Origin of the sequence: Polymorphum gilvum SL003B-26A1, assembly GCF_000192745.1 — a bacterium.
Lineage (GTDB): Bacteria > Pseudomonadota > Alphaproteobacteria > Rhizobiales > Stappiaceae > Polymorphum > Polymorphum gilvum.
In genome coordinates this window covers 1,221,851-1,243,137 of record NC_015259.1, presented here as the reverse complement: position 1 = coordinate 1,243,137, position 21,287 = coordinate 1,221,851, and the positions used below count along the sequence as shown (strand labels likewise).

Genomic DNA, 21,287 nt, shown 5'->3' with positions numbered 1-21,287 from the left:
TCACTGTCACGGCACGGCAACCAAGTGCTTTCCGAAACCGTTCACCATGAACGAACGGTGCATTCAACCGGTTGCGTCGCGGTGTCTGCGGACCAGATAAGGAGTAAGCAAGAGAGGAGAGCGACATGGGACTGCTGGTCGACGGCGTCTGGAAGGACACGTGGTACGATACAAAGAAGACCGGCGGACGATTCGTCCGCCAGGACTCGTCATTCCGGAACTGGATCACGGCGGACGGCTCTCCCGGACCGACCGGAACCGGCGGCTTCAAGGCCGAACGCGGCCGGTACCACCTCTACGTTTCGCTTGCCTGCCCCTGGGCGCACCGCACACTCATTTTCAGGACGCTGAAGCGCCTCGAGACCGCCATCGATGTGTCCGCCGTCGACCCCCTGATGCTGGAAAACGGCTGGACCTTCTCCACCCCTGAACCGGTCAACGGCGCCAGCCATGTCTGGCAAATCTACACGGCCGCCGATCCAGGCTACAGCGGTCGCGCGACCGTTCCCATCCTCTGGGACAAGAAGACGGGAACGATCGTCAGCAACGAATCCTCGGAAATCATCCGCATGTTCAATTCGGCCTTCGATCACCTCACCGGCTCGAAGGAGGACTACTATCCGGTCGCCCTGCGCCCGGACATCGACGAGATCAACGAGACCGTTTATGAAAATGTGAACAATGGCGTCTACAAGGCCGGCTTCGCGACCGGGCAGCCGGCCTATGACGAGGCCGTCTCAGCGCTTTTCGAAACGCTCGACCGATTGGAAGAACGGCTGTCCCACCAGCGTTATCTCGTCGGCGACCGCATCACCGAGGCCGACTGGCGCCTGTTCACGACGCTGGTCCGCTTCGATCCCGTCTATGTCGGGCATTTCAAGTGCAATCTCAGACGCCTTTCCGACTATCCGGCGTTGTCGAGCTATGTTCGCGACCTCTACCAGGTGCCCGGAGTGGCCGGCACGGTCGATCTGGAGCATGTCAAGCGGCACTACTACGGCTCTCACCGAACCATAAATCCGACCGGCATCGTCCCGCAAGGCCCGATCATCGACTATTCGCAGCCCCATGATCGGGCGCGGCTGGCAGCCTGAACCGGCAACCGCATCCCTACCAGTGAGGACTGACGGCGGCGCGTCCCCGCAATTCATCGAGGCGGCGAACGGTTGCCGCGGTCGCCTCGGCCGGGGGCGAAGCGATCGGGAAGAACCCGATTTCCGCGATCTCCGCATTCGGGATCGGCAGGGGATCGTGCTGCTCCCAGGTCGGGATCCGGAACAGCGCGACGTGATCGCGGCGTGTGGTCTCACGGTTGTGATAGACAGAAACCAGTTCCGGCGGACTGAGGGTTTGCACGCCTGTTTCCTCGGCCAGTTCGCGCTGCACCGCTTCTGCCATCGTTTCACCGACATCCACGCCCCCGCCCGGAAGATACCAGCCGGGCAGGTAGCGATGCCGGACCAGAAGGATCCGCTCCTCCCTGTCCTGCACGAGCGCCCGCACACCCAAGGTGTGAGGATTTCGCGCCAGGGATGCGGCGTGGACGATCGAGCGGGTCCACGACGGAGGCAGGATCGAGAGCAGTCTCAGCATGTCGTCAATATGCGCATTCATCGGCGATCGACAAGGCGTTGCAGGGGCAGACCTATGCGCAACGCGCAGGTCAGCCCCGTCTTGCTGGCACTGGTCATCCTTCCGGAAATGTCTACTTTGCGCGCACACTGTGCAAAATTGAGGCGCCATCCTGTGCATAGCCTGTGCAGGACGCCGGAATAAACGAGACAATACCATGTTGACCGCGTTCTTCACCAGCCTGCGCCGCACGCGCCGTTTCCATTGGAAGCCGGCGATCGACCTCAGCAATCCGCGGATCCGGGCAGCCCTGTCGACCTTCTCCTACAACTGAGGCCGGCCCGTCCGGCGGCGGATCCCCAACGACGACGGTCCGTTTTCGCTTGACGGCGACGTCATGGATCGGAAGATGCGGCCGACATGTTCAGACTGGCCCATTTCTCCGATCCGCATCTCGGCCCGCTTCCGGACCCGAGACTGTCCCAACTGCTGTCCAAGCGGATCCTCGGCTACGTCAACTGGCGCCGGAACCGCGCCCGCGCGATGAGCGGCGACTTTCTCGTCCGGCTGCTGGACGACATGAGGGCCGCCGCGCCTGACCACGTCGCCCTCACGGGCGATCTGGTGAACATCGCCCTGCCGCTCGAGATCGAGGCCGCGCGCGCCTGGCTCGAGTCGCTGTCCGCCCCTGACGACCTGTCCCTCGTTCCCGGCAACCACGACGCCTATGTCCCCGGCGCGCTGAAAAGCGCCCTGGAGGCGTGGCGCCCCTACATGACCGGCGATGCCCGGCCAGCACTTGAGCCGCATGGTCACCAGGTGCAGTTTCCGTTCGTTCGGAAGCGGGACGGCATCGCCATCGTCGGCGTGTCGACGGCGCGGGCAAGTGCCCCCTGGCTGGCGACCGGAAAGATCGGCATCGCCCAGGCGAGGCGCCTGGAAGAAGCCCTGGCCCGGCTCGGCGCGGAGGGCCTGTTTCGGGTGGTGATGATCCATCATCCGCCGTTCCGCAAGGCGACGGCGTGGCACAAGCGCCTGCAGGATGCGTCCCGCGTGCGCGCGGCGATCAGGAAGGCCGGCGCGGAACTGGTCCTGCACGGACACACCCATGTCGACAGCCGCGAGACCCTCAAGGGTCCGGACGGCCCGATCCCGGTCATCGGCGTGCCGTCGGCGACCAATGCCCCGGGAGGCCGCAAGCCCGGCGCCCGCTACAACCTGTTCGACATAGCACCCCGGGATTCCGGCGGCTGGTCCTGCCACTTGACCGAACGCGGCTTTACGGCGCCCGGAAGGGCGATCGAAACGATCGCCGATTGCGAGCTGGCAATCCCCGTGCCTCGCTGAAGTCTCAAGCCAGCGGGTTGGCGAACCAGGCGTAGGCGACAAGCCCGGCAATTCCAGCCAGGATGCCGACCAGGAACGCCACCAGGACCGGCCCCCAGGCGCTTGCGTCGCCCACTTTGCTCTTGGGGATGCCTTCCAGTGCGACGGCTGCCCGCAGCCGCGTGTTCAGCCAGTCCCCCTCCAGCGCGCGTTCCCGCTCGAGGATTCGCTCGGCGATGTATTCGGTCACGCAATCGGCCATGTCGTCGAGTTCGGCCGTCTCGAGGATGACCACCCGCCCAAGCCGCGTGTCCTTCAGAAAGCGGTAGGTTCTGCGATCGCCGGCGACGGCAATGTGGCTGGTGACGTCGATCCACAGCCGCGGCGTCGAACCGGGGAGGATCTGGAACGAGAACTGGTCGTCGTCTTCAGGCACTTCCTTGAAGACGTCCTTCAGTTCCTCGGCCAGAAGCTCCAGTCGGGCGCGTTCGGTTTCCTGCAACTCTACGATGACGTCGGAACGTTCGACCTCGCCGAGCCGAACCTTGCGGATCGCTTCGCGAAGCGTGCGAACCCGCGTGTGCGGAACCACATTGTCCTGCATCTCAGCCATCCGAAGTCCTAAACCTGACGTTGTCCGAAAGCATGAATGAATTATTACCAATTTGGTCCGAGGCCGGAAACCTCTGGTGGCCCAAGGGACCATTCTTCCACCGGCAAACTCGTCCGTTTGGTTAACATTTCTTAAGGCATATGCCCCCGCAACACCAGCCAAACCGTCGACGGCTGGCGGCCGCGCCCCGCATGGGCTATTTGAAACCTGATCGAACACCTGCACACGCCGCCGCCAGATCCGCGCGGACGCACGGGATCCGACCAGGGAGCACTCGGCATGAAGGTCAATGGCAAATCCTACAGGACGATATGGCCGACAAAGACCGGACGGACCGTCGAGATCATCGACCAGACGCGCTTTCCCCATGCCTTCGAGATCGTCGAACTCAGGTCCGTCGCGGATGTCGCCCGCGCCATCAAGACGATGCAGGTCCGCGGCGCTCCGCTGATCGGCGCCACGGCCGCCTACGGCGTCTGTTTCGCCATGGATGCCGATCCGTCGGAACAGGCGCTGGATGACGCCTGCGCGGCCCTGCTCGCGACTCGCCCCACCGCGGTCAACCTCCGCTGGGCGCTCGATGTGATGCGCCGCGCCGTTCTCCCCTTGCATCCGGACCTGAGGTCGGAAAAGGCCTGGCAGGTTGCCGCCCGGATCTGCGACGAAGACGTCGCCATCAACATGGCGATCGGCATGCACGGCCTTGAGATCATCCGCCGGATCGCGGAAACTAAGGGCCCGAACGCGCCGGTCAACGTGCTGACCCACTGCAATGCCGGATGGCTTGCGACGGTCGACTGGGGAACCGCGACGGCTCCCGTCTACATGGCCCACGACAGCGGCATTCCCGTCCATGTCTGGGTCGACGAAACGCGTCCGCGCAACCAGGGTGCCTTCCTGACGGCCTGGGAGCTCGGCCATCACGGGGTCCCCCACACCGTGATCGCCGACAACGCCGGCGGCCACCTGATGCAGCATGGCGAGGTCGACGTGGTGATCGTCGGCACCGACCGGACCACCGCCAACGGCGACGTCTGCAACAAGATCGGAACCTACCTGAAAGCCCTTGCCGCAAGGGACTGCGGCGTGCCGTTCTATGTCGCCCTGCCCTCGCCGACCATCGACTTCACGATCTCCGACGGCCTGGTCGACATCCCGATCGAGGAACGGTCGGGCTCGGAAGTCAGCCACATCACCGGCCGCACCGGCGCGGGGGAGGTTCATACGGTGGAAATCGTTGCCGCCGGCTCGAACGTCGCCAATCCGGCATTCGACGTCACGCCGGCGCGCCTCGTCACCGGCCTGATCACGGAACGGGGCATCGTCGAACCGACCAGGGCCGCGCTCGCGGCCGCTTTCCCCGAACGCGTCGCCGGCGCATGAGCGCCGAGACTCAGTCCCGCGGCTCGATCACCGGAACATGCGGGGCCGCACCCTTGGGCAGGATCCCGGCAAGCCGCGGATCGTCGACCACCTCGATCGCCCTGCGATAGGGCCGGAAGCCGAACGACCGGTAGAAGCCGAGCGCCGCAGGACTGTCGCCGGTGCAGGTGTGAACCCACAAGCGTCGGGTCTGGGGCCTGGACCAGGCGAGGCGCAGCGCCTCGGCCATCAGCCAGCGTCCGATCCCCTTGCCGATCGCGTCGCGAACAAGCCCGAAAAAGGCGAGTTCGACGTTTTCCTCATCCTGGAAATCGAGTTCGAGCACGCCCACGGCGGCGCCATTCAGCCGGGGCACATGAACCTGCCGGGTCGGTTCCCCGAGAAGATCGCCCAAGGCGCGGTCCGACAGGAGCAGCCTCGAAAACCAGAGCCAGTCCTCCCCGACGCTCCGGTAAAGCGCCCTGTAGGCCTCCGGATCCGGTGCGTGCCACCGCTCGAGGATCGCAGCCGCGCTCAAGGACGGCAGCGCCGCAGGCCTCTCCATGTCGAGGAACGTCACGATGACGGCGATCTTGCCGTCCGGCAGGTCGGTATAGCCGTCGAGATTGAGAATTGTCATGCCATCTCCAGGCCAAGGCGCAGGAGTCTTGGCCCCTTGCAAGGGCCGGTTCGATTCTGGTTCGGCGGGCAGCGACGCCGACCCTCAGCGCCCGTTAAGCTTCCGTTAACCATATTTGGCCACCTTGGACCTATGGCAGCGGTCGGAAACAACTACGCGAAACGCAACGAGCGGCCTTCGTTGAAGGAATACAACGACGCTTGGTCGACCGTACGCAAGCGGGCTATCCAGAAAACGCAGGTCCTGCGCAACGAATTGTCCAATTCGGTGTTCACGACCGGCGTGATCGTGAGCCAACAAAAGACGGCCGATGCGATCAGGGGATCTTATTCGAGCACCGCGTCCGCGATGGCGCGGCTGAACATCCTCGTCTGAACGTCGATCCATTTTATCAGATCGACCCGATGGTCTTGAGCTTCGCGCGCGGGTGTACCTCGCTCTGGCTCATGACGGTGGTATGGGCGCGGAAGCGTTCCACGATCGAGCGCACGAACGGGCGGGACTGTGGCGATGTCAGCAGCACGGGCACCTCGCCTTGCTGGGCCGCCTTCTCGAAACTGTCGCGCACCAGCCCGACGAATTCCTGCAACTTGGATGGCTGCATGGCCAACTGCCTGTCGTCGCCTTCGCCGATGATCGATTCCAGGAATGCCTGTTCCCATTTCGGGCTGAGCGCGATGAGCGGCAGATAGCCACCGGGTGCCTGGTTTGCAGCGCAGAGCTGGCGCGCCAGGCGGGCGCGAACGTGTTCCGCGATGCTGTTGGTGTTGCGCGTGAAGCCGGCCGCCTCGGCGATCCCTTCCAGGATGGTGCCCAGATCTCGGATCGAGACGCGCTCGGACAACAGCGCCTGCAGCACCCTTTGGACGCCGGACACGGTGATCTGGGACGGAATGAGGTCGTCGACGAGCTTCGCCTGCTCGCCCTTGAGTTCCTTCAGCAGCTTCTGGACGTCGGCATAAGTCAGGAGTTCGGCGATGTTGGTCTTGATGGTTTCCGTCAGGTGGGTCGACAGCACCGTGGCAGGATCGACCACCGTGTAGCCCCGCAAGGATGCGTCCTCGCGGAACTGCGCCTCGATCCAGGTGGCTGGCAGACCGAAGGTCGGCTCCGTCGTATGGGTGCCGGGCAACTTCACCTGGCCGCCCGAGGGATCCATCACCATGAACCGGTTCGGGTAAAGTGTCCCCTTGCCGGCATCCACTTCCTTGACCTTCAGGACGTAATCGTTGGCGGCAAGCTGGATGTTGTCGAGGATGCGGACCGGCGGCATGATCACGCCCATCTCGCCGGCGATCTGACGACGCAGGGCCTTGATCTGATCGGTCAGCTGGTCGCTGCTGCCAGGATCGCGCCCGTTGATCAGCGGCAGCAGGGCATAACCGAGTTCGATTCGAAGCTCGTCCATTTTCAGCGCATCGGTGATCGGCGGCTCCGGGGCAGGCTTGGGCGCGGTCTCGATCGCCTTGGCTTCGGCAATTTTCATCGCTGTTTGTTTCTTGGTATCGCTGCTCTTGAACGCCAGCCAGCCGGACAAGCCGGCCAGCGCGAGGAACGGCAGCATCGGCATGCCGGGCAGGAACGACAGGATCACCATGACGAAGGACGACATGCCGAGCGCCTTCGGATAGCCGGTGAACTGCGCCGCAAGCGCCTTGTCCGCGGCGCCCTGGACACCGGCCTTGGACACGAGGAGACCCGCCGCCGTCGAAACGATCAGGGCCGGAATCTGCGAGACGAGCCCGTCGCCGACCGTCAGCAGGGTGTAGTTATTGGCCGCATCCGAGAAGCTCAGGCCCATCTGCGCGACACCGATGACGATGCCGCCGATGATGTTGATGAACGTGATCAGCAAGCCCGCGATCGCGTCGCCGCGAACGAATTTGGAAGCACCGTCCATCGCGCCGAAGAAGGACGATTCATCTTCCAGGGTCTTGCGCCGTCTGCGCGCCTCGGTCTCGTCGATCAGTCCGGCTGAGAGATCCGCGTCGATCGCCATCTGCTTGCCAGGCATGGCATCAAGGGTGAAACGGGCAGCCACTTCCGCGATACGACCCGAGCCTTTCGTGATGACGATGAAGTTGACGATCACCAGGATCGCAAAAACGATCACGCCGATCACGAAATTGCCGCCCATGACGAAATTGCCGAACGACTGGATCACCTGGCCGGCAGCGCCGGTGCCTTCGTGGCCGTTGGCGAGGATCAGCCTCGTGGAGGCAAGGTTGAGGGCCAGCCGAAGCATCGTCGCGATCAGAAGGACCGTCGGAAAGGACGAGAATTCGAGGGGCTGCTGGATGAAAAGCCCGGTCATCAGGACCAGCACGGAGAACACGATCGAAATGGCGAGGAACAGATCCAGCATCATCGCCGGCATCGGCAGGATGAGCAGGATAAGAATCACCATCACGGCGAGCGCCAGGCCGATGTCGCCCCGGTTCAGCGTGGTCCACACCTCCCCCAGAGACGGGACGCGGCTCACGGCTCCCGGCGCCCCTCCTGCCTGGGACGTCTCCTTCAGAGCCTTGCCTTCTCCTGCCGAGGCGTCACTCATCGCCGACCTTCAGTTCGTCTGTCTCGCCCATCAGATCGCCGGACGCACTTCGCCCGGCCCCGGTACCGCGATGCCCTCGTCGGTGTACTGGTTGAGCTTGTTGCGCAGGGTGCGGATGGAAATGCCCAGGATCTTTGCCGCATGGGTCCTGTTGCCCAGGCAGTGATCCAGCGTATCGAGGATGAGATCGCGCTCCACGTCCGCGACCGTTCGCCCGACAAGCGAGCGTGACACGGCCTCGGCGGCCTGCACGGCCCGCTCGGCGGGCCCTTGCACGACGGAAAGCGGGCTTCCGTCCGGCATTCTGATCGCATCGACACCAATCTCGTCGCCGGTCGCCAACAACACGGCACGGTGGATGGTGTTTTCCAGCTCACGGACGTTCCCGGGCCACGGATTGGTCAGCAGGGCCCTGCGCGCATCGGCGCTGATCGGGCGCGACGGCACGCCATTCGCCTGCGCATAGTGACGCGCGAAATAGTCGGCCAGTTCGAGAATGTCCGCCGGTCGCTGACGAAGGGCCGGCAGTTTCAGATTGACCACGTTGAGGCGGAACAACAGGTCCTCTCGGAACGAGCCCTGTCTCACGCTCTCCGCCAGGTCGCGGTTGGACGTCGCGATAATGCGGATGTCGACCGGAACGGGCCGGGCGCCGCCGACCCTGTCGATCACGCGCTCCTGGATCGCGCGCAGCAACTTCGCCTGCAGTCGAACATCCATTTCCGAGATTTCGTCGAGCAGAAGCGTGCCGCCGTCGGCTTCCTCGAACTTGCCGATACGGCGCGCCACAGCGCCCGTGAACGCGCCCTTTTCGTGGCCGAAGAGTTCCGATTCGAGCAGATGCTCGGGGATGGCAGCGCAGTTGATCGAGATGAAGGGCTTGCCCGAGCGCGACGAACAGCGATGGACGTGCCTGGCGATCACCTCCTTACCCGTGCCGGATTCGCCGGTGATCAGGATCGAAGCGTCCGAGGGCGCAACCTGCTCGGCGAGCTTGACGACCACCGCCATCGCCTCGTCGCGATAGATGAGGTCGCCGCGTTCCTGCGAGACGGCAGCCAGCACAGCGGCGATCATCTCGGGATCCGGCGGCAGCGGTATGTATTCCTTCGCCCCGGCGCGAATGGCAGCCACAGCGGCCTTGGCGTCGGTCTCGGTGCCGCAGGCCACGACCGGAACGTGAATGCGTTCGCCTGACAGCTTGTCGAGCAGCCCCGCGATATCCAGCTTGACGTCGACCATCAGAAGGTCCGCGCCGCGACCGGAGCGCAGCACCCTCAAGGCCGCTTCAGCATCGTCCGCATGGGTCACGGTGGCGCCGCGCTGCATGGCAATCTTCGAAGCTGCCGTCAGCTGGCCGCCGAGCGTTCCAACAATCAGCAATCGCATCGTTGTCTCCTGCCCGCTGCGGTCAGCGGTCGGTCTTGATGATTTCCGTCATGGTGACCCCGAGCTTGTCCTCCACGAGGACGACTTCGCCGCGGGCCACCAGACGATCGTTCACGTAGATATCGATCGCCTCGCCGACTTTCCGGTCCAGTTCCAGGACCGTACCGGCAGCAAGTTTCAGCAGGTCCGAGACGTGCATCCGGGAATGACCGAGCACCGCCGAGATGCGGACGGGAACGTCGAAGACCGCTTCCAGGTCGGCCGCCGACTGGACGTGCACGCCTTCCTCGCCGTCGTCCGACCGACGCCCCGGACTCTCCAGTTCATCAAGCGGAATGCTGTTCTCGATCTCGTTGCTCATGCCTGAGTATCCTTGGCTTCAACGGCTTCTGCGACCGCGTGCCGCGCCCTGGCGCCGGCCTTGGCCTGAAAATAGTTGCGGATGACCTGGTCGATCTGCCGTTCGACCGCTTTGCGGTCGCGCAGGATGCCGCCGTCCGCCCATTCGATGCGGCAATCGCCGCGCTCGATGTCCGGCTCTCCGAGGATGACCAGCCGGCCTTCGAAGCCCTTTTCATAGACAAGCGGATCGGTCTTCGCCTTCAAGGCCTCGACATCGCGTTCCGCGACCCGGATGACGACATGCGGCGCCTGTCTCAAGGGACCCAGACATTCCGACACCAAGGCGACCGTTTCTGCCAGTGGATTGCGCGCGATCAGGTGTGCGCACAAGCGCCGCGCCACCAGGAACGAGAACGCAATGGCGTCCTTTTCCTGCCGGTCGCGGATCTCGCCCAACTGTCCGATCAGGTGCTCCACTGCCCCTACCAGATTGGACGTCTCCTCAGCAAACCGGGTTTCTTGCAGGGACCTGGCTTCTTCGACACCCGCCTTGCGACCCCGCTCGTACGCTTCGGCGCGCGCTGCCTCCAGCAGTCTTTCGTGTTCGTCCACCGCCAGCATGGGAACTTCCGGCGCCGACGGTTCTTCGACAACCGGCGCCGCCGGCTCGTTGAAGTCGGTGTCGAAAAGAAATTTGGACGGGGTCGTTAGGCGTCCCATGCGAATGGCCACAGCTCCACTTCACGTCAGTAGATGATCTCGTCGTCGCCCTTCGACTTCGAGATCATGATTTCGCCCTTGGCGGCAAGGTCCTTCGCAGTCGCCACCATGCCGGACTGGGCATCGTCGACATCGCGCAGGCGCACCGGTCCGAGCGCTTCCATGTCGTCCTGCAGAAGTTTCGCCGCCCGGCTCGACATGTTGCTGAAGAAGAACTCGCGCACCGCCTCGTTCGAGCCCTTGAGCGCGACCGCCAGGCGGTCCTTCTCGACATTGCGCAGCAGGGTCTGGCAGCTCGCCGCATCCAGCTTCATCAGGTCGTCGAAGGTGAACATCAGCGTCTTGATGCGTTCGGCCGACTCCCGGTTTTCCTCCTCCAGGGCAGCCAGAAACCGCGCTTCCGTCTGGCGGTCGAAATTGTTGAAGATGTCCGCCATCATCTCGTGGCTGTCGCGCCGGCTGGTGTTGGTCAGGTTCGACATGAACTCGACGCGCAGCGTCTGTTCGACCTTCTCCAGAACCTCCTTCTGGACCGCCTCCATCCGCAGCATGCGGCTGACCACCTCGAGCGCCAGATCCTCCGGCAGGATGGACAGCACCCGGGCGGCATGATCCGAGTTGATCTTGGACAGGACCACGGCGACCGTTTGCGGATATTCGTTCTTGAGGTAGTTGGCGAGGACGTTCTCCTGGACGTTGGAAAGCTTCTCCCACATGTTGCGACCGGCCGGCCCGCGGATCTCCTCCATGATGATGGAGACCCTGTCATGCGGCAGGAACGAGGCGAGCAGGCGTTCCGTGACGTCGACGTTGCCGGTCAGCGCGCCGCGCGAACTGAGCTTGCGCACGAAGTCCGCGAACAGGTCCTGCAGCATGTTCGGCGTCACCGGCCCGAGCTTGGCCATGGCCGCGGAGATCTGCCGGACCTCGATCTCGTCGAGACGCGCCCAGATCTTCTTTCCATGTTCCTCGCCGAGCGCGAGCAGCAGAACCGCGGCCCGTTCGGCGCCGCGCAGTTCGCGTTCGGTGCCGTCCTCGCTGACGGTCAGCTGTTTCTGCATTGACTGCGCCATGGCTTACGCCGCCTCCTCCAGCCATCCGCGTACGATGGTCACCGCTTCCGTGGGGTAGTCGTCGATCATGGCGCCGACCTTGGCGATCGAGGACGCCTGCAGTGCGCCCTGCGCCTTGGCTTCCTCCAGCCACTCGATGACGACCTCGTCGTCCTCTTCCTTCGCCTCTGCCGGAACCTCGACTTCCGCGACCAGCGTGCCGTCCGGCGCGATTACGAGTTCCTGCGGCGCCTTTTCCTCCGGCGTCACGATCCGGCGCAGCAGCGGCCGCACCACGAACAGCAGCAGCAGCAGCGAGATCAGCAGCAGGACGCCGAGTTCGGCAAAGCGCAGGACGTCGTCGCGCGTGAACTCGAACAGGCCGGCGGAGGCGCTGTCGAAATCCGGCTCGGGAGCCTGGGCGAAGCGCAGGTTCACCACCTCGACGACGTCGCCGCGGGCAGCGTCGAAGCCGACGGCCGATCGGACCAGGACGGCGATGCGGTCGAGCACCTCCTGAGTGCGCGGCGCGTATTGGACCTCCCCGCTCTCGTTGGGCGAATAGACGCCATCGACGAGGACCGCGACCGACAGCCGCTTGATGCGCCCAGCCTCGACAACTTCCGTCCTGACCGACTTGGAAATCTCGAAGTTGACGATCTCCTCGGCCAGATTCGAACCTTCGCGATCGCCACCCTCCCCGGCGTCTGCTTCGGCGTTCGGAATCTGGTTGCCGACCGTGACGCCGGCCTGGCGGGAGATGCTGGTCGACGATTCCTCCTTGGACTGTGTCGACCGCACGACCTGTCCTTCCGGATCGAACTTCTCCGATGTCTCGGTGATCCGGTTGAAGTCCACTTCCGCAGCAACGCGAACCCGGGCCCTGCCGGGCCCGACCACGCTGTTCAGGATTTCCTCGATCTGGTTCTTCAGCCGTTGCTCGATCTCGAAGGTTCGCTCCTGAAGCGACGATGCAACGATGCCTTCCGCGCTCTCGTCCGATCCGGTCGCCAGCAAGCGACCGGTGTCGTCGACAATCGAAACCCGCTCCGGACCGAGCCCGTCGACAGCGGCTGCGACGAGGTGCTGGATCGCCCGGATCTCGTTCTGACCAAGGGATCCGCGGGTCTTGATCGCAATCGACGCGGACGGCGGACGGCGATCGCGCTGGAACAGCTGGCGTTCGGGGATGACGAGATGGACCCGGGCCGAAACGATCCGGTCGAGAGACCGGATGGTTCGTGCCAGTTCGCCTTCCATCGCACGCAGATGATTGATGTTCTGGACGAAACTCGTGGCACCCAGCGTGTCGCTGCGGTCGAAGATCTCGTAGCCGATCGATCCGCCGGTCGGCAGGCCTTCCTCAGCAAGCCGCATACGGACGCGCGCCACCTGCTCCTTGGGGATCATGATGGTCGCGCCGTCGCGCTTGAGCTCGAACGGAATACCGAGCGATTCCAGCTGGTTGACGATCGCGCTGGAGTCCTCGAGGGTGAGGTCCGAATAGAGCTGCGTCATCTGCGGCGCAGTCACACGGAAGATAATGAACGCAAACACACCGATCAGAATCGCAGCAACGGCCCCCATTGCCGCCACGCGCGTTGGACCCAAAGTCCTGATGAATTCGACCAATCCGTTCACGGCTATCCGCCCGCGCTCACTTTGCCCACAGTCCGACCGATGGAATCACCTACCCTTCCCGGGCAGTGCGCCATAGTCCGATAGGCAAAATTTGCCCGCCAGAAGGTAAACAAGTTATTAACGAGTTTCGCGCCATTGCGGCGTTTTGGCGGTTTTCCGCCATTTTTCCTGATCAATCCGCGTTGCAAAAGGCAAAAAACTGCCGATCGGCGTTAACTCTTTGGCAACGCAACCAATCGGGGCGAGCTGAGGCGGGGAACGAAAAAGCCCGGCACGAGGCCGGGCTGGACGGATTTCGTCATCGCCGATTGGCGGTTCGGATCAGGCTTATCCAGCTAGTTCCGGTATTGCTGGATCCGAGTCGCCCTCAGACCCGCAAGTCCGTGTCGCTCGATCGAGCTTTGCCACGACAGGAATTCCTCGACCGTCAGGGTGTACCGGTGGCACGCCTCCTCCAGCGAGAGCAGTCCGCCCCTTACGGCCGCGACGACTTCAGCCTTTCTGCGGATCACCCAGCGCTTGGTGCTCGGCGGCGGCAGATCGGCAATCGTTAACGGGCTGCCGTCGGGCCCGATGACATACTTTACACGCGAACGAACTTGCTCGGTCATTGTACTCTCACACTAACCATGACCAGGTTTAGATTGAGAGTACACGGCGGGGTTTAAAATTTACCTAAGCAGGGATACACCATCCATTAACTATGAAAACGCAAAAACTTGAACGATATTTAAGAAACTCCGACCGAACGCGGACCGGACGAAAACCGGCCCTTTAGCATATTCTTCACCATGCCAGATGGCCTGTCCGCCGGAAATCGTAGGGGCCCGAACGGCGTCGGCAGGAACGACCGCGATGAGGCAGGACCGGCTCAGCCGACCCTGGCAACGGAGGTGACGGAACTGACGGGAACCCTCACCGCACCTATCTTCAGGAAGGCTTCGCCGCTCGATATGTCGACCTTGTCGACGATTCCGCTGACCTTGGTCGTCACGGTTTCCGCCTTTCCAGCGCCGTCGAAGACAGAGAACGAGATCGTATAGGCCCCGTCGGCTGCCGTGCCGCCCGTGCTGGTCTTGCCGTCCCAGGTGTAGGTTCCGCTTCCAGCCGCTAGGTCGACCTCGCCCTCGTAGACGACTGCGCCGTCGGAATTGCGGATCTTGACGAAGCCTGTCGCATCTTCCGAAACCTTGTAGGCCCACGACGCCGATCCCGACTCGAGCATGGCCGTGTCGCCACTCGCCGTGACCTCGGCCCCGAGATAGCTGACATAGCCCGAGGCCTGGCCGCTTTTGACGCTGGCCATCAGCTGTTCGAGATAGGTGTTGGTGAGGATCGACTGTTCGACCGAGGAATACTGGACGAGCTGGTTCGTGAACTGCGCCGTATCGAGCGGATCGAGCGGATCCTGGTTCTTGATCTGCGTAGTCAGCAGCGTCAGGAACAGGTCGTAGCTGCCGAGCAGCGTCTCCCGGCTCTTCGATGAGGACGATGTCGTTGCCGATGCCGAAGTGGTCGAGCCGACCTCTGCCATGAGCTTCACTCCTGAACGCCGACCGTCGTCGTCGGCGACTGTGCCGGGCCTCGGGCCCGGAGGTTAAACCCTGATATCCAGGCCGGATCGGCCGCCCGTCCGGTAGAGCTGGACGACCTGTTCGATGTCGCCTGGATCCGAAGTCTCGGCCGTTTCATCGCCGCTGCTGTCCGACCGCGCCTGACCCTCGCGCCCCTGATCGGCAAAGGTGAACTGGCTACCACCCTGATCTCGCAGGGAAAACTGCACAGACCCGCTATCGGTACGCAGACCTGCCTGCTCCAGCGCACGCTCCAGTCCGCGCTGGTCGCGCAGGAACAGGTCGAGCGTTTCGGAGCGCTCGACGACCAGATGCGCCTGCACGACGCCCTCGGACGACACCCGCATATGCACCTCGACCCGGCCGAGTTCCGGCGGATCGAGCCGCATCTGGAACCGGCTTTGGCCGTTGCGCAGATGATGAACGATCTGACCGGCGATCTGCGCCGCGGCAGCCTGGGCCTGGGCCGACGGCCCTTGCGCGCTGGCGCGACCGAGGCTCATGGCATCGGCGCGCGCGGAACCGCGCGCATCCAGGGAAAGCGGCTGCAGTTCGGCGCCATCGCCGCCGTCCTGGGCAGCATCCGAGGCGACGGCGGCCAGTTCCGCAGCCGCAAGGGCGCGCGCCGCGGCCGGCGCAGTCGGGCCGTTTTCGCCGCCCTGCGTCCGGACGCTTGCCTCGCCCGGCCGGTCGGAGCGGACATCGCGGCCGGTCGCGGCGCCATCGCCGCCGCCCTCGCCGACCCGCCCGTCCGCAACGACGGCACCGTCAAACCCTCCGACCTCCCGCCGGCTTGCAGCCGGAAGTGCGCCGGACTCCTGCCGGAGTCCTGCTGAAGCTTGTCCCGGCGTCGCGCTGCCCGCACGCTCCTCATCGACCTCCGTCGCCTGGGGGTGCCCCTGGAGACCAACGGTTGATGTCTGCGCCGGAGCGGCTGTGGCGGCACTCCCCTCTGCCACCCCACCCGGCACCACGGCGGCGGCGCTCCCCGCCGCGCCAGGCAACGGAGAAGCAGCGCGCGGATCGACAGCCTTGGCCGCCCCGTCGGCGAGCGGGACCTGCGGCAATGCACCCGCCTCGGCACCCTGACCGGCGGATGCGGTCAGGGTCCGGGCGACGGACGGCAACACAGCCGGATCAGCAGGAGCGGAAGCGGCAAGACCAACCCCGCCCGATGTGGAAGCGGCGGCGAGCCCGAGCGGATCGGGTCCATCGCTGGAGGCCGCGACCGGCCCTGCACCCATGGCATCGGCGCCAGCAGGCCGCAGAGCGACCGCAATCTCCCCGGCGGCGACACCGGTGGGCAACGGCGCCTCGCCGCCCGCGCCGGCCGGAGTCGCCTGCGCGGCGGCAGGGAGCACCCCGGATCCGGACAGGGGAGCAGCATCTCCTGGCGACTGCCCGGCCCCGGCAGAACCGGGCATCACGCCGGCGGCCGGACCGAGCGGCGCCGGCGGAGCACCCGCCGGACCCGAGCGCGAGCCGGAGTGCGGATCGAACGGGGCAGAGGCCACATCGAGATCCGCACCAGGCCCGGCCGGCGCATCCGCAGCCAGACCGCCCGAAGGGACGGCACCGGCAAACCCTTCCGGAAAGGACTGGACCAGGGCAGCGACCCCGTCGACGTCAACGACGCCCGTCTCGACCGCACCCGCCCCATCCCGATCGGCGTCGTCCGGCCCGGACGCCTCCGGATCGGCCGCGGCCCCGGCGCCGGATCCAGGCATCGGCGCGAACACCTGCCAGATCTCGCCCGCAGCGACCAGGGCCTGCGCCGCGCCGTCGGCCGCCGGAACCGCCGGCCCGTCCGCCGTCGCGCCGGCGACCGCAAGGACATCGACATCGGCACCCACAGGCGACGACAGCACCGCCACAGCAGACAGCAGCCCGCCTGCGGGCACGGACCCGGCAGGCCTCACGCCTCCAGGACCGCCGCCCGCGGCACCCGCGCTGCCGTCCACGCCAGAGACTGCACCGAGCAACGCCCCAAAGGGACCACCGCCCTCGGCCACGCCGGCGCGCACGCCGTCGGCACCACCGAGACCCGGCCCGCCGCCAGAACCACCGATCAGATCCGCCCGTAGCTGAAACGCCTGCACGACCACCCTCATGACACACTCCGCCCGTCGCGGCAGAGCCTTCGCCGGATACCAAAGCAACCTGCGCGCCAACCCGCACCAGATCTTTTATCTATTCCTCTCAAGGACTTGTAGGTCAGGATCCACAAGCTGCAGCACCGGCATCCCGGCAGAATATGCCCGACCGGCAAAGCTTGCCCGCCGCATTTGGCTTTGCGGGCGAAGCCCTGTATAGTGCGGCACCTTTCACTGACCGGCCGATCCCCGCCCGGCGTCCTTCCGCGTCGACGCGCGCCTGGTGCGCCGCGACGAAACGGCCGGCGCGGCGGGCCGGCCCTTTAATTTCGCGCTCCGGCCTCCCCCGGACGCGGCAAGGCTGACCGCATGCTGAACAGTCTCGACCTGCCCCGCCGTCCTCAGGACACGCGCGTGGTCGTCGCCATGTCGGGCGGCGTCGATTCCTCCGTCGTCGCCGGCCTGATGAAGCAGGAAGGCTACGACGTCGTCGGCGTCACGCTGCAACTCTACGACCACGGCGCCGCCGTGCAACGCGCCGGCGCCTGCTGCGCCGGCCAGGACATCCACGACGCGCGCCGGGTCGCCGAGCGGCTCGGCATCCCGCATTACGTGCTCGACTACGAGCGCCGCTTCAAGGAGGCGGTGATCGACCGCTTCGCCGAGAGCTACATGGCCGGCGAGACGCCGATCCCCTGCGTCGCCTGCAACCAGACGGTCAAGTTCTCCGACCTGCTGGAGACGGCCAGGACGCTCGGCGCCGACGTGCTGGCAACCGGCCACTACGTGCGCTCCGCGCCGGCCGGCAACCGCCGCGCCCTCTACCGCCCGGCCGACCTCGACCGCGACCAGAGCTACTTCCTGTTCGCCACCACCCAGGAGCAGCTCGACTTCCTGCGCTTCCCGCTCGGCGGCCGGCCGAAAGCCGAGGTGCGCGCGCTGGCGCGCCGGTTCGGCCTCGCCGTCGCCGACAAGCAGGACAGCCAGGACATCTGCTTCGTGCCGAAGGGCCGCTATGCCGACGTCATCGCCCGCCTGCGCCCCGACGCCGCCGAGCCGGGCGACATCGTCCATGTCGACGGCCGCGTGCTCGGCCGCCACGACGGCATCATCCACTACACCGTCGGCCAGCGTCGCGGCCTCGGCATCGCGGCCGGCGAACCGCTCTATGTCGTGCGCCTCGACGCCGCCGCGCGCCGGGTCGTCGTCGGGCCCAGGGATGCGCTGGCGACCCGCCGGCTTTCGCTGCGTGACCTCAACTGGCTCGGCGCCGAACCGCTCGACCCCGGCGCACCGGTCGCGCTGTTCGCCAAGGTGCGCTCGACCCGCCCGCCGGTGCCCGCCGTGCTGACCCGCCACGCCGACGGCGCGATCGAGGTCGAACTCGCCGACGGCGAGACCGGAGTCGCGCCGGGCCAGGCCTGCGTCTTCTACGACGCCGACGGTGCCGAGGCGCGCGTGCTCGGCGGCGGCTGGATCGCCCGCGCCGTGCCCGTCTCCCCCGGCGCGCTCCCCGACACGGTCGTCTCGCCGTGCGCTGCCGCCGGCTGAGGCCGAGGGTGGGGCAACCGGCCTCGACCTGCACCACTCCGCCGCGCCGGACGGTCTCAAGACAGTTTCCGGACGGTCTCGGGACACGGACAGGACCCGTCGCAGCCGCTTCGGACGGTGCGCGGGATCCGATCGGACCGGCCGCAGGCCGCAATCGGGACCGGCGCCGGACACCGCCCGCAAAACCCGCGCCCGCCGCCTGTCCGCAGCCCGCCCGCAGCCACGGCAACTGCCGGCCGGCACCGGCCGACCGCCCGCGCTCCGGCGCCCAAGGACAGGCTTGACAGCGCGCCGCGCGCCTCCTTATAAGCAGCCCACGCCCGCGGCCCCCGAGGCCGCCGCACGGCTGGCGGAGTAGCTCAGTTGGTTAGAGCAGCGGAATCATAATCCGCGTGTCGGGGGTTCGAGTCCCTCCTCCGCTACCAAATCATTCTTCTATGCGATTGATTTCTTTAAGAAAATCCGCAAACTAATTCTCTTGGCTAATTCGCAAAATGTATGTTGATTGGATCAACTGGCTGATTTCAAACGGAAATTTCTAGCGGGGGTTCAATGCCAAGCGCTACCATTTGTGACCCGCTCCGGCGCGTCCCTTCTGGCTCTCGCGGACAACGCCAGCCAAGGCGTCGCTGGTCTTATTCTGTGGTTTTGGTTGGGACGGCGAGTCCTGGATAGAGCTGTTTGTCCCGTCTCGGTTCGAACTGCAGACAATCGCAGCCTTGACCTTATATTTCTGAATCGCGCATCGATTTTCGATAACGACTGATTGGGCACCCCGTAATATCAGGTTCATGTCTAGTTTTTTCCTACGAAAAAGGGCGATCCTACACTGTATTTGTCGTCGAAACCCTCAAAAGCATCCGCGACAATTGTCTCGATCTCCTGAACCTCATCGTTGCGCAGTTTCTCAAACTCGCCGGTGCGGCGGCGTTTGCTAAGTAAGCCGCCGTTCTGGCGGATATGCATGATGAGATCCTGGGCCATGCGGTCGGGCATTTCAACCAGGTTCATGATGGCGGTCAGCGCCTGATCGCGGCACTTGAGGTAGTCTATCTCGCGCGGCAGATCGATCTCGACGGTTCGCTGCACGCAGCTAAAGAGGAACTCGGCCTCCTCTGTGCAGTCGAAATAGCGGTAGAGGTCCGCCGTATCGTTGGTGACCTCGACATTGTGGTTGGGCAGCGCGCGCCAGTCCATGAACTCCATCAGAGGACCGGAGTGCCGCTTCAGGGTCGCGGCGTAGTCGTCGATGCGATCCAGCATAACAGCCGAGACAGGAAACACCATGCCGGGCGGGGTATATTTGCGCTCGGCGAGTACGTGGTGGATGAGACAGCGGTGCAGTCGTCCATTGCCGTCGGCCAGCGGGTGGACGTAAACAAACCCGAACCCGATTGCAGCCGCCTGCAGGACCGGATCGACGTCCGAGGTCCGCAGCCTGTTGTTGCAGCCATTGAGGCCGGTCATGATGTCGGGAACATCCTGAGGGCGGGCTCCGATGAACTCGGGCAGTGGGTCATGGTTGTGGTCCCGCTCGCCCAGAAACACGCCCTCGCTGCGATATCCGATCTCGGTGAACCGATCGTCGCCGATCAGGATGCGGTGCAGGCGGTAGATCTCTTCTCTGTTTAGTGGACGCTTGCCGGCCTCCAGAACGGCTCGCCCCCAGCGCTCGAGCCGATTGGCTGGTGCGCGTTCCCCTTCGATCTCGAAGCTGGCGCGGCTGTCGGCGAGGAGGAGAAAGCTTGCGGCCCGGGAAACGACATGTGCGCCCGTTCGCCCGATCGTCTCCTGCGCCTTCCTGGAAAGATCTAGGGCCAGAAATGCTTCCAGTTTTTCTGTGCGCCTGATGATCGGGCAGAACGCGCCCGTACCAAGCAGATTGTTGCGCACACGATGGCGCAGGGAAAGCGATGGGGGACCGGTGAAATAGGCTTCGGGATCGAGGGCGTCGACGGCGGTGACTGTGGGGGCGTCGTCTATGTCGAGCCGCTTGCCGCTCAGGGTCTCGTAAAAGAACCACGCGCGCCGCGTCACTGCGCCGGTCGGTGTCCGCTGGATGAAGTCTATGAGGTCTTGTTCCGGCAGCGCATCGAGGATGCGTTTGAGAACCAGAAGATCGATCGGCTCATGGCGCAGGGCAAAGCCGAGATGCCCATCCAGGGTGTCGTCCGGCTGATACCGTTTGTCATAGACCTCCCAGGTGCCCTCCTGCCGGCGATTGCCGCGCACATGCCGTTCGGAGATGCAGGCCGGATTTCTCACCGGCGCCTTCACGCCAAGCGCGTGGATAAGCGCAGCCCACCCTGCGAGCCGCGTGCCCTCTGGAACGGGCTGATTCTGAAAATGGGCGGGCTTCCCGATGTCGAGTTCCATGTCGGCTTTCTCTCATGACCGTCGAAAAGCGATCATACGTTCACACATCTGTCGAAAAGAATTTACAGTCCGAGGATTGAAAATCAATCACCAATGTCGAAAAACGCTCACAAGAAGATGTGAGCGTCGATAACGTGTCCGCTTAAGCTTTTTGACTGACGAATGACATGACGGTTTCGATGGGCCGTCTTCCCATGTTTCGATAGCCCAGATGGAGGCGTTCGGTGTTGTAGTTGACGAGCCATGCGTCGAGATCGGCCTGAAGCGCGTCGACGCTGCCGTAGAAGGTCTCGCGCAATTTCACCCGGAAGAACTCGTCCAGGACGGTGCCGTTGAAGCGCTCGACGAAGCCGTTGGTCCGGGGCGTTCGAACCTTGGTGCGGCGGTGCTCGATACCGTTCAGGTCGAGGTAGAGTTCGTAAGGGTGCTTCTCGGTCTCGCAGAACTTGCCGCCGTTGTCGGTAAATGCCGCCGCCACCGAC

General features: G+C 64.7%; 18 protein-coding genes, 1 tRNA gene and 1 pseudogene. 6 read left to right on the top strand and 14 right to left on the bottom strand.

The window, feature by feature from the left end:
* The first annotated feature begins 125 nt into the window (after positions 1–125).
* Entirely contained in the window at positions 126–1,094 is a 969-nt protein-coding gene (locus SL003B_RS05845; protein ID WP_013651901.1) for a glutathione S-transferase family protein, read from the top strand.
* A gap of 16 nt (positions 1,095–1,110) precedes the next feature.
* Here the strand turns inward: SL003B_RS05845 and SL003B_RS05840 are convergent, their stop codons facing one another.
* The gene (locus tag SL003B_RS05840; protein ID WP_148259257.1) at positions 1,111–1,593 is read right to left on the bottom strand and encodes an NUDIX domain-containing protein; all 483 of its coding nucleotides are present in this window, start codon (positions 1,591–1,593) and stop codon (positions 1,111–1,113) included.
* A gap of 399 nt (positions 1,594–1,992) precedes the next feature.
* Between SL003B_RS05840 and SL003B_RS05835 the strand changes: the two genes are divergently transcribed.
* Entirely contained in the window at positions 1,993–2,919 is a 927-nt protein-coding gene (locus tag SL003B_RS05835; protein WP_013651899.1) for a metallophosphoesterase family protein, read from the top strand.
* A 4-nt stretch (positions 2,920–2,923) separates the two neighbouring features.
* Here SL003B_RS05835 and SL003B_RS05830 read toward each other — a convergent pair whose 3' ends face one another.
* Positions 2,924–3,511, bottom strand: a complete 588-nt coding sequence (locus tag SL003B_RS05830; protein ID WP_041375398.1) for a hypothetical protein — start codon at positions 3,509–3,511, stop codon at positions 2,924–2,926.
* Between the two features lie 279 nt (positions 3,512–3,790).
* Here SL003B_RS05830 and mtnA point away from each other — a divergent pair, with 279 nt between their 5' ends.
* The gene (gene mtnA / locus SL003B_RS05825) at positions 3,791–4,894 is read left to right on the top strand and encodes an S-methyl-5-thioribose-1-phosphate isomerase (protein WP_013651897.1); all 1,104 of its coding nucleotides are present in this window, start codon (positions 3,791–3,793) and stop codon (positions 4,892–4,894) included.
* 10 nt (positions 4,895–4,904) lie between these two features.
* Here mtnA and SL003B_RS05820 read toward each other — a convergent pair whose 3' ends face one another.
* Positions 4,905–5,513, bottom strand: a complete 609-nt coding sequence (locus tag SL003B_RS05820; RefSeq protein WP_013651896.1) for a GNAT family N-acetyltransferase — start codon at positions 5,511–5,513, stop codon at positions 4,905–4,907.
* 180 nt (positions 5,514–5,693) lie between these two features.
* Here SL003B_RS05820 and SL003B_RS05815 point away from each other — a divergent pair, with 180 nt between their 5' ends.
* A complete protein-coding gene (locus tag SL003B_RS05815) occupies positions 5,694–5,888 on the top strand; it encodes a hypothetical protein (RefSeq protein WP_148259256.1) in 195 nt (64 codons plus the stop codon).
* A 16-nt stretch (positions 5,889–5,904) separates the two neighbouring features.
* On the opposite strand, the gene flhA is transcribed toward SL003B_RS05815, so the two are convergent.
* From flhA to SL003B_RS22690, 9 genes are all read right to left on the bottom strand, one after another.
* Positions 5,905–7,920 carry a flagellar biosynthesis protein FlhA gene (flhA, locus tag SL003B_RS05810; protein WP_479687518.1) on the bottom strand — a complete coding sequence of 672 codons (2,016 nt, stop codon included), beginning with the start codon at positions 7,918–7,920 and terminating at the stop codon, positions 5,905–5,907.
* A gap of 177 nt (positions 7,921–8,097) precedes the next feature.
* Positions 8,098–9,456, bottom strand: coding sequence for a sigma-54-dependent transcriptional regulator FlbD (gene flbD / locus SL003B_RS05805; RefSeq protein ID WP_013651893.1), 1,359 nt, complete (start codon positions 9,454–9,456; stop codon positions 8,098–8,100).
* A gap of 22 nt (positions 9,457–9,478) precedes the next feature.
* Positions 9,479–9,817 carry a flagellar motor switch protein FliN gene (gene fliN, locus SL003B_RS05800; RefSeq protein ID WP_013651892.1) on the bottom strand — a complete coding sequence of 113 codons (339 nt, stop codon included), beginning with the start codon at positions 9,815–9,817 and terminating at the stop codon, positions 9,479–9,481.
* Positions 9,814–10,530, bottom strand: coding sequence for a FliH/SctL family protein (locus SL003B_RS05795; protein WP_242390332.1), 717 nt, complete (start codon positions 10,528–10,530; stop codon positions 9,814–9,816). Before SL003B_RS05795 ends, fliN begins: the two co-directional genes overlap by 4 nt.
* A gap of 14 nt (positions 10,531–10,544) precedes the next feature.
* Complete coding sequence (gene fliG, locus SL003B_RS05790) at positions 10,545–11,591, bottom strand: flagellar motor switch protein FliG (RefSeq protein WP_013651890.1); 1,047 nt, start codon at positions 11,589–11,591, stop codon at positions 10,545–10,547.
* Between the two features lie 3 nt (positions 11,592–11,594).
* Positions 11,595–13,157, bottom strand: a complete 1,563-nt coding sequence (fliF, locus tag SL003B_RS05785; protein ID WP_049792552.1) for a flagellar basal-body MS-ring/collar protein FliF — start codon at positions 13,155–13,157, stop codon at positions 11,595–11,597.
* 389 nt (positions 13,158–13,546) lie between these two features.
* Complete coding sequence (sciP, locus tag SL003B_RS05780) at positions 13,547–13,822, bottom strand: CtrA inhibitor SciP (protein ID WP_013651888.1); 276 nt, start codon at positions 13,820–13,822, stop codon at positions 13,547–13,549.
* A gap of 260 nt (positions 13,823–14,082) precedes the next feature.
* Positions 14,083–14,745, bottom strand: coding sequence for a flagellar hook assembly protein FlgD (locus SL003B_RS05775; RefSeq protein WP_013651887.1), 663 nt, complete (start codon positions 14,743–14,745; stop codon positions 14,083–14,085).
* 63 nt (positions 14,746–14,808) lie between these two features.
* A complete protein-coding gene (locus SL003B_RS22690; RefSeq protein WP_083812055.1) occupies positions 14,809–16,896 on the bottom strand; it encodes a flagellar hook-length control protein FliK in 2,088 nt (695 codons plus the stop codon).
* A gap of 351 nt (positions 16,897–17,247) precedes the next feature.
* Here SL003B_RS22690 and mnmA point away from each other — a divergent pair, with 351 nt between their 5' ends.
* Together mnmA and SL003B_RS05750 are read left to right on the top strand one after the other, a co-directional pair.
* Complete coding sequence (gene mnmA / locus SL003B_RS05755) at positions 17,248–18,429, top strand: tRNA 2-thiouridine(34) synthase MnmA (protein WP_013651883.1); 1,182 nt, start codon at positions 17,248–17,250, stop codon at positions 18,427–18,429.
* 348 nt (positions 18,430–18,777) lie between these two features.
* Positions 18,778–18,854 (top strand) — tRNA-Met (locus tag SL003B_RS05750).
* 370 nt (positions 18,855–19,224) lie between these two features.
* Here the strand turns inward: SL003B_RS05750 and SL003B_RS05745 are convergent.
* A complete protein-coding gene (locus tag SL003B_RS05745) occupies positions 19,225–20,805 on the bottom strand; it encodes a Fic family protein (protein WP_013651882.1) in 1,581 nt (526 codons plus the stop codon).
* A 142-nt stretch (positions 20,806–20,947) separates the two neighbouring features.
* Positions 20,948–21,277, bottom strand: a pseudogene (locus SL003B_RS05740) (integrase core domain-containing protein); the annotation flags it as partial.
* Positions 21,278–21,287: the final 10 nt, after the last annotated feature.

Excerpts from the sequence above, each read along its gene's own strand:
- SL003B_RS05845 (WP_013651901.1), top strand. The coding sequence starts at position 126 with ATGGGACTGCTGGTCGACGGCGTCTGGAAGGACACGTGGTACGATACA.
- SL003B_RS05840 (WP_148259257.1), bottom strand. The coding sequence starts at position 1,593 with ATGCTGAGACTGCTCTCGATCCTGCCTCCGTCGTGGACCCGCTCGATC.
- SL003B_RS05835 (WP_013651899.1), top strand. The coding sequence starts at position 1,993 with ATGTTCAGACTGGCCCATTTCTCCGATCCGCATCTCGGCCCGCTTCCG.
- SL003B_RS05830 (WP_041375398.1), bottom strand. The coding sequence starts at position 3,511 with ATGGCTGAGATGCAGGACAATGTGGTTCCGCACACGCGGGTTCGCACG.
- mtnA (WP_013651897.1), top strand. The coding sequence starts at position 3,791 with ATGAAGGTCAATGGCAAATCCTACAGGACGATATGGCCGACAAAGACC.
- SL003B_RS05820 (WP_013651896.1), bottom strand. The coding sequence starts at position 5,513 with ATGACAATTCTCAATCTCGACGGCTATACCGACCTGCCGGACGGCAAG.
- flhA (WP_479687518.1), bottom strand. The coding sequence starts at position 7,920 with ATGGTGATTCTTATCCTGCTCATCCTGCCGATGCCGGCGATGATGCTG.
- flbD (WP_013651893.1), bottom strand. The coding sequence starts at position 9,456 with ATGCGATTGCTGATTGTTGGAACGCTCGGCGGCCAGCTGACGGCAGCT.
- fliN (WP_013651892.1), bottom strand. The coding sequence starts at position 9,817 with ATGAGCAACGAGATCGAGAACAGCATTCCGCTTGATGAACTGGAGAGT.
- fliG (WP_013651890.1), bottom strand. The coding sequence starts at position 11,591 with ATGGCGCAGTCAATGCAGAAACAGCTGACCGTCAGCGAGGACGGCACC.
- fliF (WP_049792552.1), bottom strand. The coding sequence starts at position 13,157 with ATGGGGGCCGTTGCTGCGATTCTGATCGGTGTGTTTGCGTTCATTATC.
- sciP (WP_013651888.1), bottom strand. The coding sequence starts at position 13,822 with ATGACCGAGCAAGTTCGTTCGCGTGTAAAGTATGTCATCGGGCCCGAC.
- SL003B_RS05775 (WP_013651887.1), bottom strand. The coding sequence starts at position 14,745 with ATGGCAGAGGTCGGCTCGACCACTTCGGCATCGGCAACGACATCGTCC.
- SL003B_RS22690 (WP_083812055.1), bottom strand. The coding sequence starts at position 16,896 with ATGAGGGTGGTCGTGCAGGCGTTTCAGCTACGGGCGGATCTGATCGGT.
- mnmA (WP_013651883.1), top strand. The coding sequence starts at position 17,248 with ATGCTGAACAGTCTCGACCTGCCCCGCCGTCCTCAGGACACGCGCGTG.
- SL003B_RS05745 (WP_013651882.1), bottom strand. The coding sequence starts at position 20,805 with ATGGAACTCGACATCGGGAAGCCCGCCCATTTTCAGAATCAGCCCGTT.